The 18,464-nt window shown below is 61.9% G+C and carries 15 protein-coding genes; 6 read left to right on the top strand and 9 right to left on the bottom strand.

The window, feature by feature from the left end:
• Nucleotides 1-280 precede the first annotated feature (280 nt).
• Nucleotides 281-2,770 (top strand): TonB-dependent receptor, encoded by a 2,490-nt coding sequence (locus tag EOE18_RS00875; RefSeq protein ID WP_127705253.1) that lies wholly within the window; start codon nt 281-283, stop codon nt 2,768-2,770.
• A gap of 82 nt (nt 2,771-2,852) precedes the next feature.
• Here EOE18_RS00875 and qhpE read toward each other — a convergent pair whose 3' ends face one another.
• From qhpE to EOE18_RS00830, 9 genes are all read right to left on the bottom strand, one after another.
• A complete protein-coding gene (qhpE, locus tag EOE18_RS00870; protein ID WP_127705251.1) occupies nt 2,853-3,536 on the bottom strand; it encodes a subtilisin-like serine protease QhpE in 684 nt (227 codons plus the stop codon).
• Nucleotides 3,529-5,133 carry an ABC transporter ATP-binding protein gene (locus tag EOE18_RS00865; protein WP_127705249.1) on the bottom strand — a complete coding sequence of 535 codons (1,605 nt, stop codon included), beginning with the start codon at nt 5,131-5,133 and terminating at the stop codon, nt 3,529-3,531. The genes qhpE and EOE18_RS00865 overlap by 8 nt, the downstream gene beginning before the upstream one ends.
• Before the next feature lie 92 nt (nt 5,134-5,225).
• Nucleotides 5,226-6,122, bottom strand: a complete 897-nt coding sequence (locus EOE18_RS00860; protein ID WP_127705247.1) for an NAD(P)/FAD-dependent oxidoreductase — start codon at nt 6,120-6,122, stop codon at nt 5,226-5,228.
• Nucleotides 6,123-6,229: 107 nt separating this feature from the next.
• A complete protein-coding gene (locus EOE18_RS00855) occupies nt 6,230-7,333 on the bottom strand; it encodes a YncE family protein (protein ID WP_246027188.1) in 1,104 nt (367 codons plus the stop codon).
• Between the two features lie 54 nt (nt 7,334-7,387).
• A complete protein-coding gene (gene qhpC / locus EOE18_RS00850; protein WP_127705245.1) occupies nt 7,388-7,729 on the bottom strand; it encodes a quinohemoprotein amine dehydrogenase subunit gamma in 342 nt (113 codons plus the stop codon).
• Nucleotides 7,726-9,177: a quinohemoprotein amine dehydrogenase maturation protein gene (gene peaB / locus EOE18_RS00845; protein ID WP_127705243.1), complete on the bottom strand. Its 1,452-nt coding sequence runs from the start codon at nt 9,175-9,177 to the stop codon at nt 7,726-7,728. Before peaB ends, qhpC begins: the two co-directional genes overlap by 4 nt.
• Nucleotides 9,174-10,952: a quinohemoprotein amine dehydrogenase subunit alpha gene (gene peaA, locus EOE18_RS00840; protein WP_246027187.1), complete on the bottom strand. Its 1,779-nt coding sequence runs from the start codon at nt 10,950-10,952 to the stop codon at nt 9,174-9,176. Before peaA ends, peaB begins: the two co-directional genes overlap by 4 nt.
• Before the next feature lie 218 nt (nt 10,953-11,170).
• Complete coding sequence (locus EOE18_RS00835; RefSeq protein ID WP_127705241.1) at nt 11,171-13,369, bottom strand: xanthine dehydrogenase family protein molybdopterin-binding subunit; 2,199 nt, start codon at nt 13,367-13,369, stop codon at nt 11,171-11,173.
• Nucleotides 13,366-13,845, bottom strand: a complete 480-nt coding sequence (locus EOE18_RS00830) for a (2Fe-2S)-binding protein (RefSeq protein ID WP_127705239.1) — start codon at nt 13,843-13,845, stop codon at nt 13,366-13,368. Before EOE18_RS00830 ends, EOE18_RS00835 begins: the two co-directional genes overlap by 4 nt.
• Between EOE18_RS00830 and EOE18_RS00825 the strand changes: the two genes are divergently transcribed.
• From EOE18_RS00825 to EOE18_RS00805, 5 genes are all read left to right on the top strand, one after another.
• Nucleotides 13,844-14,677, top strand: coding sequence for a TetR/AcrR family transcriptional regulator (locus EOE18_RS00825; protein ID WP_246027186.1), 834 nt, complete (start codon nt 13,844-13,846; stop codon nt 14,675-14,677). The two genes, EOE18_RS00830 and EOE18_RS00825, sit on opposite strands and share 2 nt — an antisense overlap.
• 85 nt (nt 14,678-14,762) lie before the next feature.
• Nucleotides 14,763-15,941 carry an MFS transporter gene (locus EOE18_RS00820; protein ID WP_127705238.1) on the top strand — a complete coding sequence of 393 codons (1,179 nt, stop codon included), beginning with the start codon at nt 14,763-14,765 and terminating at the stop codon, nt 15,939-15,941.
• A 146-nt stretch (nt 15,942-16,087) separates the two neighbouring features.
• Nucleotides 16,088-17,260 (top strand): amine dehydrogenase large subunit, encoded by a 1,173-nt coding sequence (locus EOE18_RS00815; protein WP_246027185.1) that lies wholly within the window; start codon nt 16,088-16,090, stop codon nt 17,258-17,260.
• Nucleotides 17,257-17,844, top strand: coding sequence for a MauE/DoxX family redox-associated membrane protein (locus tag EOE18_RS00810; protein ID WP_246027184.1), 588 nt, complete (start codon nt 17,257-17,259; stop codon nt 17,842-17,844). Before EOE18_RS00815 ends, EOE18_RS00810 begins: the two co-directional genes overlap by 4 nt.
• A complete protein-coding gene (locus EOE18_RS00805; RefSeq protein ID WP_127705236.1) occupies nt 17,844-18,443 on the top strand; it encodes a thioredoxin domain-containing protein in 600 nt (199 codons plus the stop codon). The genes EOE18_RS00810 and EOE18_RS00805 overlap by 1 nt, the downstream gene beginning before the upstream one ends.
• The last annotated feature ends 21 nt before the right edge of the window (nt 18,444-18,464 follow it).

The raw sequence follows: 18,464 nt of genomic DNA, 5'->3' as shown, positions 1-18,464 counted from the left end.
CTTGCTGCAACTTGACTATGGCTGGCGCTCTGGCACACTTTATTTCCGGACGGTCGTACTAATTGCTGCACTTGCGCCATGGCTTTTAACCCATCGGAACGCAGGATGAGGCGGGCGACAGTCTGAAGATTTCGCAAGGGTTTTTATGGCGCCCGCAAGGGCTGTGTCCGGTTGGAAAGGTGACTTTCCGATGCTGGAGCCTGCTGCCCTTTGCACACGGGGCAGCGCCGGAAAACCGCTGTGGGATCGGGGGCAAACTGATCTCTTTTAAGGGGGTAATATGAAGATTGAGGGCAAGACGCGTAAGTCGCTGATGCTGCGCGCGCTGGGCGCGGCGAGCATTCTGACGCCGGTGGCGCTGTTGGCATCGGGCCCTGCCCATGCTGCCGAGGCCGAACCTGCCGCTGCTGCCGAAGCAGGGCCGGTGGGCGATATTGTGGTGACCGCCACCCGTCGTTCGGAAAGCCTGCAGAAGGTTCCGATCAGCCTTCAGGCGCTCTCGCCCGAAACCCTGCAGCAGCATCAGGTGGCCGCCTTTGCCGATTATGTGCAGATGTTGCCCTCCGTTTCCTTCGCAACCTTGGGGCCGGGGCGTTCGAACCTCTATTTCCGTGGCATCTCCGTGGGCGGGGGCCAATTGCCCACCGTGGGCGTTTACCTCAACGACATCCCCGTCACACAGGCCGGTCGCATGCTCGACCCGCATATGTATGACATCGAGCGCGTAGAAGCCCTTTCGGGTCCGCAGGGCACGCTGTTTGGTGCTTCCTCGCTGGCCGGTACTTTGCGCATCATCACCAACAAGGCCAAGATCGGCAAGTTTGAAGCGGGCTATGATGTCCAGCTCAACAAGTTCGGCAAGGGCGACTTTGGCCAGATGTTCGAAGGCTTTGTCAACCTGCCGGTGAATGACAAGATCGCCGTGCGCCTGATGGGTTATTACAAGAAGGAAGGCGGCTATATCGACAATGTCGCCGGCAGCCTGACCTATAAGTCGATCGGCATGACGATCAACAATTCGGCGATTGCCCAGAAGGACTACAACCCGAATTATGAGTTTGGCGGTCGCGCCACGGCCACGATCCAGTTGAATGATGACTGGTCGATCGTGCCGGAATTGACCTATCAGAACCTCAATTCCAAGGGCGGTTATAACTACGATCCCGATGTGGGCGATCTGAAGGTCCATGACTATTCGGAAACCTATAACAAGGATAAGTGGGCGCAGGCCGCGCTGACCATCCATGGCAAGATCGCCGACTTTGATGTGGTGTCCGCCACCGGCTATCTCAAGCGCAAGATCCGCAACGCCAATGACTATACCTATTACACGGTGACCTATGACGGGTTCGCGGCCAACGACCCCGGTTACATGGAATATATGAAGTTCACCGACAAGACGACGGGCAAGACCATTGACCCGACGCAGAAATATCTGGGCCATCTGCGCCAGCAGAAATTCACGCAGGAATTGCGCATTTCCACTCCGAAGGATTGGAAGCTGCAGATGACGGTGGGCGGATTCTACCAGTTCCAGAAGAACCAGAATGATGGCAGCTATTACATCAGCGGTCTGTCCAATGCCACCAGCCTCGGCATTGCCGGTGGTGGCCTCTATTCGCCCGCCCTGCCCGGTGTGGTGAACAAGGACGCCTTCTATATCGTCGAAAATGACCAGCATTACAAAGATGGCGCGATCTTCGCCGAAGCCAATTACGAGATCCTCAACAATGTGAAGTTGAATGGCGGCATCCGCTATTTCATCACGGACAATGGCCAATATGGCTTTAACGGCATCTGGCGCAGCGCCCGCAGCACCACCACCGCGCGCTCGCTGGTAACGGGGCAAATGGGATGCGGCTTCAATGCGGCCAGCGGCTATGCCTGGAACCATCCCTATCGCCTGAGCTGCATCAACACCTCGATCGGCTATCATCAGGTGGGCGAAACCCACAAGCTGGGCGTGTCGTGGCAGGTGCAGCCGTCCAAGATGGTCTATTTCACCTATTCCACCGGCTTCCGTCCGGGTGGCGCGAGCCGTCTGGCAGGGTCCAAGCCCTATGTGGCCGATACGCTTTCCAACTTTGAAGTGGGCTTCAAGACCAGTTGGGGCAGCAACTTCCGCCTCAATGGCGCGGTCTACATGGAAAACTGGAATGGCATCCAATATGGCGTGGTGCCCTTCGGCTTCCAGGGCGCGGGTGTGACGGTCAATGCCGGTAATGCCAAGGTCTATGGTGTCGAACTGGACGGCACGCTCAAGCTGGGCAAGCTGACCCTGTCGGGTTCGGGCGCCTATAATGATGCCAAGCTGTCGACCAATTTCTGTAACCTCGATCCGGTGCTGCGCGTGGTCTCGCTATCGAGCTGCGACGTTAGCCAGGCTGGCACTGTGGCCGCTGCCAAGGGCACGCGTCTGCCGCGTCAGCCCAAGCTGAAGATGCAGGGTTCGGCCCGTTATGAAACCACTCTGGGCGATTATGATGCCTTCCTGCAGGGCACCATGTTCTACCAGACCAATTCGACCTCGGATCTGGATACGTACAAGAACTCGCTGCTGGGCAACACCAAGGGCTTTGCCAGCTTCGACTTCTCGGCCGGTATCAAGAAGGATCAGTGGAACGCCGAAATCTTTGTCCAGAACCTGTTCGACAAGCGCGGCATCCTTTCGAAGAACACTTTCTGCTCGATCGAATATTGCGCGGACTCCGCGCGCAGCTTCCCGATCAAGCCCCAGTTCTATGGCGTGAAATTCGGCCATAAGTTCTGATTTTCCAGTTACCCTGCGAAGGTAAAACTCAAGCCCCCATGGGAAACCATGGGGGTCTTTTTTGATAGGGCGGAGACGGTGTTTAGCCCGCCAGTGCGGCGAGCAGGTTTTCGGGCGTGGGCGTGATGCCTTGTTCGCGTAAGGCCTGCACGGCACAGGCAGCCAGCCCGCTGGCCTGCGCCACGGCAAAGCTGATGCCATAGAGATTGCGACGCAGCGGCACACCTTCAATCGGGCGGGGATAGCCGCTGGCGATGATCCGCCCGCTTTCCACGCGGCAGGCTTCGCGCGGGATGTCCCAATCCAGCCCCACGCCGATCACATCGGGCAGGCTGCCGGGCAGGCATGGGGTTCCATCGGCTTCTGACGCGGCAAGGATGATCGAACCGCGCGCCCGCGCGCCCGCCACGCTGGCCTCGAACAATGCCCTATGCGCGGCATTGGTGGTGCCAAGGCTGAGATTGATAACATCCGCCCCCTGCGCCGCCGCCCAGTCAATCGCGGTGGACAAGGCCAGCGCGCTGCCCCGCAAACTATCGTGAAACACGCGGATGGGCAGGATTTGCGCGGCGGGGGCCTTTTCCTGCACGGCGGCGGTAACGGCGGTGCCATGGCCCAGCCTGTCAAGCGGAAGGCCGCTTTCGATCATCCAGCCATCGGGCCCCAGCGCAAGGCCGGACAGCAGGCGGTCCGCGTTAATATGGGGGTGGTCCGGGTGAACGCCGCTGTCGATAATGGCCACGGTCACCCCGCTGCCGTCAGCCATGGCTGGCCCTTAACCGCCCCGCTTCCAGATGCAGCACCATGTCGGCCTTTTCGGCCAGAGGAGGCTTGTGGGTGATGACCAGCAGCGTGGCATCGGGCAAGGCCTGCCGCAGGCGCTGCGCGATCAGGCTTTCCGTCTCGCCATCCAGCGCAGCGGTGGGCTCGTCCAGCACCAGCACGCCCGGCTTGCGTAACAGGGCGCGGGCCAGCGCCACCCTTTGTCTTTCGCCCGCCGATAAAGCCTGTCCCCGCTCACCGGTCTGTGTGTCCAGCCCCTGCGGCAGGCGGGCCAGCAAGGCTTCCAGACCGGCGGCATGGGCAGCCTGATGCAGCGCTTGATCGGAAACATCGCTCAGGCCAAAGGCGATATTGTCGCGCAGGGTGGCGTTGAACAGGAATGGGTTCTGCTCCACCAGCAAGATCTCGCGGCGCAGATCGGCAAGGCGAAGGCTGCGGGCATCCACGCCATCGATCAACACTTGCCCCGCGTCGGGATCGAGCAGGCGCACCAGCAGGTCGGCCATGCTGGATTTGCCCGCGCCGCTGGGGCCAAGCAGGGCGCAGAAATTGCCCGCAGGAATGGTGCAATCCGCGCCCGCCAGCACAGGGTTGCGCCCGTGGGAAAGATGCACGCCTTTCAGCGCCAACTCATGCGGCCCTGTGCCAAGGGGTAGGGGGCGCTCTGCCTCCACCACATCGGCGGGCGTATCCATCAGTTCGAAAATCCGCGCCAGCGCCACCCGCGCCAGCGCCAGCGAAGCCGACAGGCCCAGCAAGCCTTGCACGGGCGCGAAAAGCCTTTGCTGATAGGCCATGAAGGCCACCAGAGTGCCTATGCTCATCCGGCCTGCGGTAATTTCATAGCCGCCCCATAACATCACCGCCGCATTGGACGCCGACAGCAATGTACCTGGCACCGCGCCTGACAGGAATGAGGTCATCTGCATCCGCAGCATGGCGCGCACGAAACGGGCATTGGCCGCGCCGAAACGGCTGCGCTCGTTCTCTTGCGCGCCCAGCGCCACGATGCTGCGCATGCCCATGATCGTATCGACCAGCAGGCTGCCAATATCGGCCCCTGCCTCGCGCATCTGCTGGTTGAGCGCGGTGAGCTTCTTTTGCGCGCGCAGGAATGTGCCCACGGCCAGCGGTATCACCAACACGCCCACGACAAACAGCCGCCAATCGAGCCAGAGCATCAAGCCAATACTGCCGCCCAGAAACAGCAGATTAGCCAGCGCCGCCAGCAAAGTGTCGCCCGCCACGCGCTGCATGTCGGACACATCGCTGTTGAGGCGGCTCATCAGATCGCCCAACCGGAACCGGCTGAAAAAACGTGGTGAGAGTTGCTGCAACTGGGCCAGCACCGCGCTGCGCATATCGAACAGCATGGCCGACGACAGCGAGACATGCAGCCATGTCGCCAGAATATTCAGCGCATAAGAACCCAGCGTAGCCGCCATCATCAGCCCCGCCACCAGCCAAAGCGCGCGCATATCATGGCGCAGCAACGCGCCGTCGATCATCAGTTTCGATAGGTAAGGCTGGGCCAGACTGAGCGCTGTGGCCAACAGGCTGACCAGCACCACGGCGGGCATGCGCGGCAGATAGGGGCGCAGATAGGGCCACAGCCGCGCATAAGCCTTCCAACTGGGCGGTTGGGCAAAAGCCGCCGAAGGATGGGGAGCGTTCAGAGCGCCATTTCCTTTTCCACCAGTTCAAACCCGCGCAACACATAGCGCGGCTCGCATTGCTGCGCCAGTTGGGCGGTGGTCCAGCGATAGCCCTCGGCCAGATCGGCGATCTGGCGCTGCCACCATGGGCCCTTGCCGCCGCTAGCGTAAAATTGGCCCGAAATCTGGATATGGCGGCGCAGGGACGCGGTCAGCATGGCGTGGTAATGGTTGGTCAGCGCCGCACCATCCCCGCCCTTGGCCATGGCGGAGACCACCGCTACCGCCAAGATCGCCTCGCGCACGGCCTGCGCGCTGCCATCGCCGCAAATGGGGTCAAAACCCAGTGCCGCCGTGCCCAGCGCTAGCCAGTCCGGCCCCGAAAGCTGCGGCAATTGGCGCGGGGCCGTGTCGAAGGCGGCGCTGGCCTGCCCCACGCGGGACAGGAGGGGCGCAATCAAATGGCTTCCCGCCAGCAAGGGTTCCACCTCTGCCCCCACGGCCAGCAGCCATGCGGTATCGCCCTTGGGAATGAGAAAGAGCCAGCCCTCTTCCACCGCTTCCACATAGCAGGCATCACGCTCGGCATCCGGCACCATGTCCACCGGCACCGCCACGGTGCGACGCTGGCCAAAATGCAGCATCGGGGCGGAGGGGAAGGGGCCGGTGCCATGCAGCGTGGCCAGAAGAGGTTCATCACCGCAGGCCAGCGCCGGATGCCCCAAGTCCAGCGCGCCCAGCAGTTCTGCCTCCGACACCACCACCCCGCCATGAGGCATGATCGCCGTATCCGTCCCCCAACGGACATGGCGTTGTTGGATGCGATGGGCGTCTTGCAGCAGGTCTGGCCGCCCAAACACATCGCGCAGCAACCCCAAAGCTGCATCCGACAGCATCACTACCGGCACCGGCATGCGCTGATGTGGTTCAACCAGCGCATCTATTCCTTGCGCGCGGAGCAGGTGCAGGGCGCAGGCGCAAGCCAGCCCAGACCCTCGTACCAGCACCGGCGCTTGTTCCATCAAGGCGTGTAGACCATGCCGGCCATGGTGGCGTCCGCTTCCAGATTCCACGTCTTTTCCCATGCTAAGGTCTTGGCGCTATAGACTTCGATGTCATAGCTGGCGCCATAGATGTAAAGCTTGGCCCCATCGGTGGACATGCCGAACTGGAAACGCGAACGGCAGGGGAATTCGGCCTTGTTGAGCACCTTGTTGTCCGACAGGTCGAAATGCCAGAATTCGCAGCGCTTGTTGCCGATCGTGCCTTGCGTCACCACCGTATAGGCTTGCTTGCCATCGGGCGTTACCTGCAGGCCCGCCATTTGATAGGGGGCAGGGCCGATCGGGGTGAAGTCAAAAGTCTTGGACGCCAGTTTGAAGCGGCCAATGCCGAAAATCTTGTTGTGCAAATAGGGGTCGGCGGCGGTGAACAAGGACACATATTCGTCATTGTTGCGCAGCAATTCGACCCCGCCACCAAAGCTGTTATTCTCCAGCCCTGCGCCTTCGGGCTTGGCCATGTCGATCTTGTCCACCGTCTTGAAATCGCTGGTGTTCAGGATCAGCACCTTGTCGCGGAAAATATAGAGCAGCTTGCCATCGGGCGAGAGCATCATATTGGCGCGGGCGGCATTCAGCGGGTTGTCATCCTCGGGGATGTCCACCGCTTTCACCACTTTCTTCTGCACCAGATCGATGGTGGCATATTGCCACTTGCCCACCTTGTAACGGTCGACCTGTTTGTCGAACTGCATCAGGATGGTGTAATAATAACGCCCCGTGTGATCGGGCACGCCGCCGGTGAAGCGATAGCGCGTGGTGGGCGTGTTCAGGCTGAAGGAATTGAGCACTTTGCGCGTGGCCGCGTCCAGCACTTCAATCCCGCTGTTGGTGATGGTGGTGGTGTAGATGCGCTTCTTGTCATTGGACAGGCGCAGGGCGGTGGGCAGGCCACTGGCCAACTGGATCTTGTCCACCACCTTGCCGCTGGTTTCATCCACCACCAGCAATTTGTCGGGATAGGACCCCATTACAATGGTAGAGGCATGGGCCGAAACACCAGCGACCGGAACGGTGGCAGCCACCAGACTGGCCGACATCAAGGCTGAACGCATAAATCTCATGGGCGGGTCTTTCCTGCCTGTTTCCATCAAGCCGCGCGAAATGCCGCGCAATGCTTAGGGGAAGATGATGTCGAGGCTGCGCCAGTCACGCGCGGCGGCGGCGCAATTGCTGGCCCAATCGGGCGAGTAATTGACATGGTCGGGCACCTGAACCGGCCAGAAGCAGGTGACATAGCAGTCGTAAATGTCACGCTCGACTGGTTGGCACAGACCCGCCGTGCCGCCGCCCGCATCCACTTCCCAACCCGGAGAGAAGGAGAGGGTGCAGCCCATGGGCACATGCGGGCGGACCTGCTGCTGCAAGGCCACCACATCCTGTTCCATGGCCGCGGTTTGCGCGTTGACGCTTTCGTCGATCGCCTTGGCCTTGTTATTGACGGGGCGCAGATGCTTCATGACAAGCCCTTTCGCTGAGCGAATTTTTCAAGAAATTCGGGGTTTTTGACCGAGATGGCGCCGTGGATTTCAAGGCAGCGCCCCGTCCATTCGCGGATCCAGTCGCAATAATGCAGATTGGCGTGGCCGGTGTCGCCATAGCGGACAAAGGCCTCGTGGTGGCACCCGCCCGCGCATAGCGGCCGCGCCCAGCAGGACTGGCAGGCATACTTCGCGCCCACATGGCCTTTGCTGAGGAATTCGCCCTGTGCCGCGCGGTCGATCCCGCTGGAAACATGGCCCATCACATGGCTGTCGGCATCGGTGAAACGGTGGCAAGGGGAGAGATCACCCGAGGGCGACACGCCCAGCAGCCCAAGGCCCGCGCCGCAGGGATGGCTCTTGTTGGTGCCTTGCACCAGCTCGCCAATCGTTTCGGACACATTGGTAAAGCCGTGCATCCAGCCTTTGAGCGCATAATCGAGCCATTCATCGGCCAGTTGGTGGAACTGGGCCAGCACGCTGTTCATGCCATCATCGCTGAGCGAATAGTCCCGCGTGCCCGATGTGGTGACCGGCGCAAAGCCGACTTCGTGAAAGCCGATATCATCCTTCAAATGCCGGAAGATGCGGATGACATCCGTTACCCCGTCGGTCAGGGTGACGCGCGCGGTGATCGCCCGGCTGCGATGGCGCGCGATGAGTTTCCGCAGTTTGGGTTCGATCACGGCATAGCTGCCCTTGCCGCTTTTATAGACGCGGCGTTTGTCTTGCAGCTCTTGCGGGCCGTCCATGCTGACGGTCACGCCAATCTGCTTTTCCGCAAGAAATTCGATGATCTCGTCGGTCAGCAATGTGGCGTTGGTGGTCAGGCTAAAGGTAATGGTGCGACCCGAGGACCCCGCCTGTTCGGTGGCATAGGCGACAACTTCGCGCAGCAGCGGGAAGTTCATCAGCGTTTCGCCACCGAAGAATGTAATATGCACCGCAGGCCGCCCGCCCGACTGCGCCAGCAGCAGGTCGACCGAGGCTTTGGCGGTGTCCAAAGTCATATATTTGGGCTTGCCGTTCGGCGTGGCGATCTTGTCCGCGCCAAATTCATAGCAATAGGTGCAGGCCAGATTGCATTGGTTGGTGATGTTGAGCACCAAGGCCTGCAAGGGATAGTCGACCGGCGGCGTGGCAGGCGCCGGGGCGGCAACGGTCTGGTCCGAAACAATCACGCGGGCCAGACGAAGCTCACGCACCAGATCTTCGGCATCGGCATGGCTCTGGCCTGCATCGACCAAAGCCTGCACCAGCGCGCCATGCTCCATCTCCTGCGCGTCCAGCATGGACAAAACCTGCGCCACCGCGCCATCCAGCGCAAAAATAGCGCCAGCGGAGACGAGATAGATGAAATCCTGCCCTTCGGCGGCAAAGCGATGCACTTCGCCGCTGCGGTAGACATGGGTTAGCAAAGCGGTCATTGGCTCACCTCCGGCTGATCCCAGCGCTTATAGGCGGGCACGGTGACGATCAGCATGGATTTGGCGGTCAAGGGCTTGCCATCGGCGCCCTTTTCGGCCTTGGCCGTGGCCGTCACCCAGACTTCGCCGTAATTGTTGCGGTTCCATTTGCGGGCCGGATTGGGGCCGTCGATATTAGGCGTGAAGAAGGCGGTCTGGCTCAGCTTGCCGACATAGTTCACGTCATCATCATAATAGACGTAAGGGAACTCGCCCATGGACCAAGTGGCATCGATCGGGCCCACCGCCACATCATCGCCAGTGCCGATTTTGCCATCGGCGCCCTTGTCATAGCCGATGGCTTCAAACTGCTGATAACCCTTGGGGTGCTTCTCGCTGCCGCCCAGACGGGCCAGAGCGGTTTCGGGCGTGACCTTCAGGTAATCGACCTTTTTATACACTGGCAACGCCTTTTCCAGCACCGCCCCGCCCAGCACCACATCATGCGCGCCCACCACCGCATCGGCGGCCACATCCACGCTGACCACAATCTCGTCCGCGCTGGCCGAGATGATCTTCTTGACGCTTAACCCCTTGCCCAGACCCAGATCGGCGGGGACGAATTTGGTGGGCAGCTTGTCGCCCAGAATGCGCAAGGTGGCGCCGGTAGTGCCTGCCTTCAGCGCATAGGGGCTGACGCTGCTGATCGTGGTTTCTCCGCCAGCGCGGGTCAGCGTTACGTCAAAGCCGAATTCCTGATAGGCGCCCCAATACCAGCGGCCCACGGCCGATTTCTGGTCGGGTGCAAACCACAAGGTTTCGCGCGCCGCGCCATTGGGGGCGTCGGGCGTGGCCATATCGCCGGTGCCGCTGCTGCTGCCGCGCCATGAGTATCCGGCATAGACAATGCCCTTGCCGCTGCGGGTGATGGTGCTGCCATCGGATAGCGAATGCAGGGTGAGGGTGGAGGTGAAATCATCCCCCGCAGGCGCGATAGTCAGCGAACCTGCGTAGCGGCCCTTGCCCGGCATACTGGCCGAAACCAGCCATTTGCCTGCCAGCTCGGGCTTGCGCATACGCGCGCTCCACGCGGCCCATTCGGGCGTGTGCAGCGGGGCCACCTTGCGGATATAATCCAGAGCCAGCATGCCGGGCGTAGGCCCCTTGCCAGCGGGAGCGCCGAAACCGGCGGGGATACCATTGTCATCCACCGGACGGCGGAATTGCACTTCGGCCTGCGAATAGAGCGCTACGTGCAGATCTTGCAGCAGGCGCCATTCATTGGCCGAACGCCGCCAGCTCAAGGGCTGGGCAAAGGCGTGGCAAGAGGCGCAGGCGGCGCGCACTTGCTCATTGGGGATGTTAACCTCGTCCAGCGCGCGCTTTTCGGGCAGATACATCACCGCCTTCGCCTCTTCGGGCGCCAGCCCATGCGTGGTGGACAGCGAGCGCACGACTTTCTTGGCCTCGTCCGCCGTGATGGACAGGCCATTGAGCTTGACCATACGGTGGATCACCTGCGCCCATTGTTCGGGCGTGGTGCGTACCCAACTGATGCGCGACAGGTGGCCCTTGCCATCGCTGGTGTGGCAGGTGCCGCATTTCTCGATCACCACCTTGTCGGTAACCGGAATGCCTTCCTCGGTCTCGGCGCCCTTTTCATCGGATTGGGCGATGGCGGGGGCGGACATGCCCTGTAAAGCGGCAGCACCAGCCAGCGTGGCGGCAAGGCCCAGCACAGCATAGCGGCGCAATAGAACGCGTTTCTTGGCAATGGCATCGGACGGGAAGTTCATGGTCAAAGGTTCCCCCCAAGGAAAGACAGGCGCGGCTTTCAAACATTGAATCAGCGGCCTTGCGGGAGAAGTCTGGACAGGTGTCAAAAATCCTTCAAGCAGCTTTTGCCCCGATACGCAGTTTGGCGCAGACCTTTGGGGCAAAGCGCGGGGCCGCCAAGAAAAACGGCCCCACGCCAAAGCGCAGGGCCGTTGCAAAGCTGTAAGCCAAGTGGCGCTTACGCCAATTTAAGCGGCAGGCTGCGCAACCTCTTGCCGGTGGCCGCATGGATCGCATTGGCAATCGCTGGGATTACCGGCGGCAGCGATGGCTCGCCCAGGCCGGTGGGCGGGAAGTCGGGGGTGAGGAATTGCACGGCGATTTCGCGCGGGGCATTCTCGATCCGCGCCAACGGGAAATCGATGAAGCTTTCCGCCGTGATCGCGCCCGCCACCTGTTCGATCTTCTGCTCGATCAAGGCTTGGCCCACGCCCTCGATCAGCGCGCCCTGCAATTGGTGGCGGGCATTGAGCGGGTTGATGATCTGGCTGCCCACATCGCCCACGGCCCAGACTTTGTCCACCCGCACGCTTTGATCGGCCAGAATGGTGACATCGGCCACTTCGGCAAAATAGCCGCGATGGCAGAAATAGAAGCCAAAGCCGCGCCCGCGCTTTTCGCCTTTGGCGCTGGGGGGCAGGTGCCCACCGCGCCAATCGGCAGAGGCACACACCGCATCGATCACCGCACGCGCGCGGCCGGTGTGCAGGGCAGGGCGGCCCTTCTCGGCGGGCAATTCGCGCGGGGCCCCCAACAGGCGGCGCAGGAAATCGGGCAGGTCGGTGCCCGCCGCTTCGGCCAGTTCGGTCAGAAAGCTTTGATAGACAAAGGCCATGGCGTTGGAAGTAGGCGCACGCAGCCAGCCCGTGCCCAGATTGGTGGGCAGATAGGTCGCGCCCAGTTGCATATGCTCCAGCGCATTGGTCGGAAATTCAAAGGCGCTCATCTCGGCGGCGCGGACGGGTTTGCCATCCTTGCCGAAACTGATGAAATGGTCCTTGAAGCCCACCAATTGCCCTTGCGCATCCAGACCTGCGGTCAGGCGGTGCCAACCGGCTGGGCGGTAGAAATCATGGCGCAGATCATCGGTCCGGTCGAACAACAGCTTGACCGGACGGCCTGGCACGGCCTTGGCCACTTGCCCCACCATCACCATGTAATCATTGAGCAAGCGCCGCCCGAAGCCGCCGCCAATGCGCGTCATATGGATGGTCAGCGCTTCGGGCGCGATGCCCAGCATGGCGGCAGTCTCGCGCCGTCCATTGGCGGGGTTCTGGCTGGGGGCCCATAGTTCCAGCTTGCCATCCTGCCACAGGCCGGTGCAATTTTGCGGCTCCAGTGTGCCATGGGCGAGGAAGGGGTAGGAATAATCCGCGGTGACCACCTTGGCGGCAGAGGCAAGGGCTGCTTCCACATTGCCCGCTTTGGCCAGTTCCACCTGCGGCGCAGCGCCCAGAGCCTTGGCGGCCTGTTCTTCATAAAGGGCGGTGGACAGGCCCTTTTGCGCGGCATCATTCCACACGGGCTTTACCAAGCCTCGCGCCTTTTGCGCCTTCCACCAGCTGTCGGCCACCACCACCAGCGTGTCATGGCTGCCCATGGGCACCATGCCGCTGTTGATCGGCACCACCGCCACCACGCCTTTGATCTTCATAGCGGCGCTGGCGTCATGGCTGGCCAGCGTGGCGCCATGGGCAGGGGCCTTGATGATCGCGCTATGCAGCATGTTGGGCAGGCTGACATCAATGCCGAACAGGGGCTGGCCGGTGACGATCTTGGCCGTGTCCACGCCTACCATCGGCTTGCCAATGATGGTGTATTCCTTGGGCGATTTGAGCGGCAGCTTGGCCACATCGGGCGCAGGCAGGCTGGCGGCGGCGCGGGCAAAGGCGGCATAGGGGGCTTGGCGCTGGCTGGGCACATGGAACACCACGCCTGCCTTGGTGGTCAGACTGGCGGCATCCACGCCCCATTCCTTGGCCGCCGCATTCAGGATCATGGCGCGAGCCGCCGCACCCATTTGCCGCATGGGCAGCCAGTTGTTGGGGGTGGCGTTTGATCCACCCGCCGTCTGCACGCCATAGATCTTGTCATCGGCCAATGTCTGTTCAACCGTCAGCTGAGCCCAACCAATGTCGAGTTCCTCGGCAATCAGCATGGGCAGCATGGTGCGGATGCCCTGACCGATTTCGGGGTTTTTGGCGCCGATGGTGAAATGGTTGGCGGTATCCACGCGGACAAATACATTGACCGGTACAGCCGCGGCCTGCGGTGCATTGGCCGCCAGCGCCAGTCGGGCTTCAAAGGTTACCACGCCAGCCCCAGCCACAGAGGCGGCCAGAAAGGCGCGGCGGTCGAGTTCCGGCATCAGGCTCATGCGGCGTCTCCCGTCACATCGGGCAGGCCAGCGGCCATGCGAATGGCGCGGCGGATGCGGATATAGGTGGCGCAGCGGCAGATATTGCCATTCATGCCCTCGTCAATTTCGGCATCGCTGGGCTTGGGATTGGCTTGCAACAAAGCGGTGGCCGACAGGATTTGACCCGCCTGACAATAGCCGCATTGTGGCACGTCAATCGCCTGCCATGCCTCTACCAAAGCCGCGCCTTGCGGCAGGGCTTTGGCGCCTTCGATGGTGGTGATGGCCTTGCCCGCGGCTGCGGAAATCGGGGTTTGGCACGAACGCACCGCCTGCCCGTCCATCAACACAGTGCAGGCCCCGCACAGCCCTTGGCCGCAGCCGAATTTGGTGCCCGCCATATGCAGGTCCTCGCGTAAAACCCAGAGCAAGGGTTTGTCGCTATCGGTGGTGACGCTCACCTTTTTGCGGTTGACGGTCAAGGCAATGGGCATGGGGCAAGCTCTCCTGAAGGGGCGGGCCGTGGGACAGGGGATGAAAGGTATGGGAATAATTCTGGACGACCATCCAGATTTCGTCAAGCATTGGCGCTTTCCATGGTTGCACCCGCCCGCAGCCAATGGCAAGGCGGCCCGCATTGGAGTGGGTGGAATGACAGAAAACAGCGCATCACAGCAGCCCGAAGGCGCCAGTCCGGCCAGGCCGGGCACCTATTCGCGCGGGGCCGAAACGGTCGATGCCATCCTGAAAGCGGCGCTGGATGTGTTGATCGAGGAAGGCGCGGGGGCCTTTACCATCCGCCGCATCGCCAATGCCTGCGGGATGAAGGTGGGCAATGTTTCCTATCATTTCCCGCGCAAGGAAATGCTGGTGCAGATCCTGCTGGATGAAATATTGGTCAATTATGACGGGTTGCTGGACGCGCGGGTGCGCAAGGCGGAATTGAGCGCGGAAGGTCGCCTGCGCATGGTGATCCGCCTCTGTCTGGAGGACATTGCAGGCAAGCGAACCACGCGCCTGTTCACCGAACTATGGGCGCTGGCCAACCAGAATGACTTTATTGCGGAACGGGTGCGCGTCTTTTACCAGCGCGTGCATGAATTGATCGGCGAGGTGGTGGCCGAACTCAACCCTGCCTTGAGTGCACCAGAGGTCGAACATTTGGCCCGCTATATCAGCACCAGCATGGAAGGGGCCACGCCCTTTCTGGGCTTTGAAAAGCCTTGGGCTCAGCACATGCCGGCCCATATCGCGCTGACCTGTGAGGCGATGGTCGCGCTTGTAAAATCGGCCAAAGCGGGCGAGATTGCGGCACTGACCAGCTAGGCGGGGGCAACCGTCAGCGATTCTTCGCAGGGCAACACGGGTGGCGGACCGATCATGGCGCGCCGCCTGCAGGGAGTTGCGCGCGATGGTTTCCAGTATCGGTTCCAAGGATAGGCAATGGGCGGCGCCTTTGGCGGCTGTGCTGGGCTGCTTGCAACCTGCCATCGATCCGGTGTTTCTGGCCCTTGCCTCCTCCGCCACGGGGTTGAGGGCGCAAGATCACGGCTGGGTGGTCGGCGCCACACAGGCGGCGGCGGCCTTGGGGGCCGTGCTGGTGTGGTGGCTGGGGCTGGATCGTCGGGCAGGGGCGGGGCGGTTTGCGGCCAGTCTGGCATTGATGGCGGCGCTGTTGACGCCTTTGGCTGACGGCTTGGTATGGTTGTTATGCCTGCGCGCGGCCTATGGGCTGGGCATGGGGGCGATCTATGCCAGCGCGATGGGGGCCTATGCCGCCCGTTTGGAGCAGCATGCTGCCAAAGCCTATGGCGTGGTGATGCTGGCGCAATTGCTGCTGGCCTCGGCCATCTCGCCGGTCCTGCCGATAGTGGCAGATGATCTGGGGGCAGACGGGGCCTTGTGGTGTCTGGTGTTGGTTCCTGCATTGGCGCTTTTGGCAGCGGAGGGAGTCGCGCCTTGTTCTGCGGCGCTCCGGCATGAAGCTGTGCGCCAGCCCACGCCAATTGCCGGTTGGGCGCTGGCCCTGGGCACATTCTGGTTCATTTGCGCCACGATGATGGTGTGGAGCCTGTCGGGCGGTCTGGCCATGGCGGCGGGCTTGGGGCATGATCTGATCGGGCGGGCGGTGTCGCTGGGGTCCTTGGCTGGCGCGGCGACGGCATGGGTCGTGATGCGGCGCAGCGGGCGGCGGGAAGTGGTGCCGCTGGCCTTGCAAGGCCTGTTGGCGGGTATGGCGGTGCTGTCACCTATGTGGTTGATCCGGCCCGATGGTGGGGCGGGTTTTGTCGGGTCGATGGTGCTGCTCAACATCGGATCGACCGCGATGATCATTCTCTGCTCGGGGCTGGCCAGCGCGGCGGGCAGGGACTCGCGCTTTCGCGTGCTGGTGGCGGCCACGCATAATCTGGGCATGACGGCGGGGCCTGCTTTGGGTTCGGCGCTGGTCTGGGCCGATCCGCAGAGCGGCGTCTTGACCGGTGCGGCGCTGGCGATAGGTTTGGCCGTGTTGGCGGTGGGCATGGCAGGTTGGCAGCAGCGCCCGCCTGCGATCCGTCCCTACGTTATTTGGCGCATTGGGGCGCGATAGGGCCTATGACCATGGAATTGGGGCAAGTTTGCCTCTTGACCGAATTAGGACATCTGTCCAACCTGACCCGTGACAGGGGATCGTCGCCCCTGGCCAAGCGCCTGTCCGACGAGCTAAATCCTTATCCAAGGAGGTTTCCGGAAGAGATGTCTCGCCCCACCCTGCTCCGTCCGATGGCGCAAATCCTGCGTTTGGCACCTTTGGCGCTTGCTGTGGCATCCGGCACGGCACGGGCTGCTCCCGAAAACCTGACCGAGCCGGAAACCGCCACCAGCGCGACCCTGCCCGCGCCTAGCAAGGACTGGTTCTTTGTGCGTGGTTATTTCGAAACCGGTGGCACTTCGATTGTGGATAGTGCCACGTCGAAAATGCTGGGCATGGTCAACACCAGCGGTTGGTCCGATCTGGCCTTCGATCCCATGGGCAAGGTCTATTATGTGGCCGAAACCCTATGGAGCAAGGGCAATCGCGGCACGCGGCAGGATATGGTCTCGGTCTATGATGCCAAAACCTTGCTGTTGCAGACAGAAATTCCGATCCCCGGCCGGTTGATCATTGGTGCGCAGCTCAACAATTTCGCGGTCTCGGCCGATGGCAAGACGGGCTATGTCTATAATCTGACGCCTGCGGCCTCGGTCAATGTGGTCGATCTGGTAAAGCGCAAATTCGTCAAGAATGTGGAGCTTCCCGGTTGCGCGGGCATGATGCCGATTGCCGAGGGGCTGGTGTCGGTCTGTTCTGACGGGTCGCTGGCGACGGTGAACCTGACGGGGGCCAAGGCAGAGATTACCCGCAGCGCGCCTTTCTTTGTGCCTACGGTCGATCCGGTGTTCGACAGTTTCAGCTATTCGGCGGTCAAGAAACAGGCGGTGTTCATCAGCTATACCGGCCTTATCTACACCGCCAAGATCGGCGCCAAGCCCGAGGTTGCCGCGCCTTTCTCCATTCAGGCCGCCGCCGGTTTGCGCGCTGGCGATACCAAGCCTTTGGATGTCAACTGGCTGCCCGGCGGGTGGCAGGTCAGTGCCTGGCACCGTGCCAGCAATCACCTCTATGTCTTGATGCATATGGGCGAATATTGGAGCCAGAAGGAATTGGGTTCCGAGATCTGGGACGTGGACCTGACCGCCAAGAAGGTCGTGCGCCGCTTCCCGCTGGAGGACAAGGCGGGCAATCTGGAAGTGACCCAAGGCGACAAGCCCAAACTGTTTGTGAACAGCGGGCGTGACGGCGTGGTGATCGATCTGGCCACGTGGAAAGCGGGGCCGAAGATCAAGCGGATCAGCGGCGGGATCATCTCCACCATCGAGGCGCCATGATGGCGCTGGCGGCTCTGGCTATCGGGCTGGTTTCTGGTGCTGGGGCGCTGGGGAATGGTTTGGTGCTGGCGGGAGCCGGTCTGGGAAAGCTGCGCCATCGCGCCTTGTTGAGCGGGGTGGTGGGTAATTATCGGCTGTTGCCCGATGCTTTGGTGGGGCCGGTGGCGTTGACTTTGCCTTGGGTGGAGCTGGGGCTGGGGGCGGCGCTGGTCGCGGTGCCTTTTACCGGTGGCGTCTGGACCCAAGTGGCGGGCGCGGCGGGGGCGGGGCTGTTGCTGGTCTTTGCTCTGGCCATGGGCATCAATCTGGCGCGCGGGCGCGGGGCGATTGATTGCGGCTGTGGCCGTTCGGAATTGCGCCAGCCTTTGAGCCGCGCTCTGGTCGCCCGCAATCTGGTGTTGGCCGCGCCTTTGCTTTTGGTGGCTGCGGGCGGCGCGCGCGTGCCGCTGCAAGGTTTTGATCTGGTTTCGCTGGTGGTGGGCGGGGTGGCAATCGCGCTGTCCTACCACCTGTTCAATGCTCTGGTGGCGCTGCGGGCCAGTCCCTTGGCCGCCACTTTGCTGCCTGCACGGAGACAAGGCTGATGATCCTTTCGCTGATTATTTCGCAAGTGGTGTCGTGGATCGTGATCGGCGCTCTGGTGGTGGCCCTGCTGGCGCTGGCGCGGCAGGTGGGGGTGTTGCATATGCGCGTCGCCCCTGCGGGCGCGCTGACCACGGCGGGCGGGCCTGCGGTGGGCAGCGGCACCACGATGGTGGAAACGCAGGATCTGGATGGCAAGCATGTGCATATTGGCGGCCCGTCCAAGGTTGCCTCGCTGCGCCTGCTGATGTTCGTTTCGGCCTCGTGCCCTTTGTGCAAGGGGTTGATCCCCGTGGCCAAGAGCTTTGCCAAGGATGAGCGGCTGAGCCTGACCTTTGTGGGCGATGATGATGTGGCGACCCAGCGCAAGCTGATCGCGCAGCAGGGTTTGGAAGCCTATAGTTTCGTCAATGGCCCCGATGTCGGGCAGGCCTTTGCCGTGGGCAAGCTGCCCTATGCGGTGCTGCTCGATAGCGATGGCGTGGTGCTGTCCAAAGGCTTGGTGAACAGCCGCGAGCATCTGGAAAGCCTGATTATCGCCCATGAGATGGGGGTGAAAAGCGTGCAGGACTATATTTCCTCGCTGAAGGTGGTGGCCTGACCCCTTTGCCCCGATTGTGAT

It is taken from the genome of Novosphingobium umbonatum (genome assembly GCF_004005905.1).
Lineage (GTDB): Bacteria > Pseudomonadota > Alphaproteobacteria > Sphingomonadales > Sphingomonadaceae > Novosphingobium > Novosphingobium umbonatum.
The sequence above is the reverse complement of the archived record's forward strand: the minus strand, read 5'-3'. Positions and strand labels throughout refer to the sequence as shown.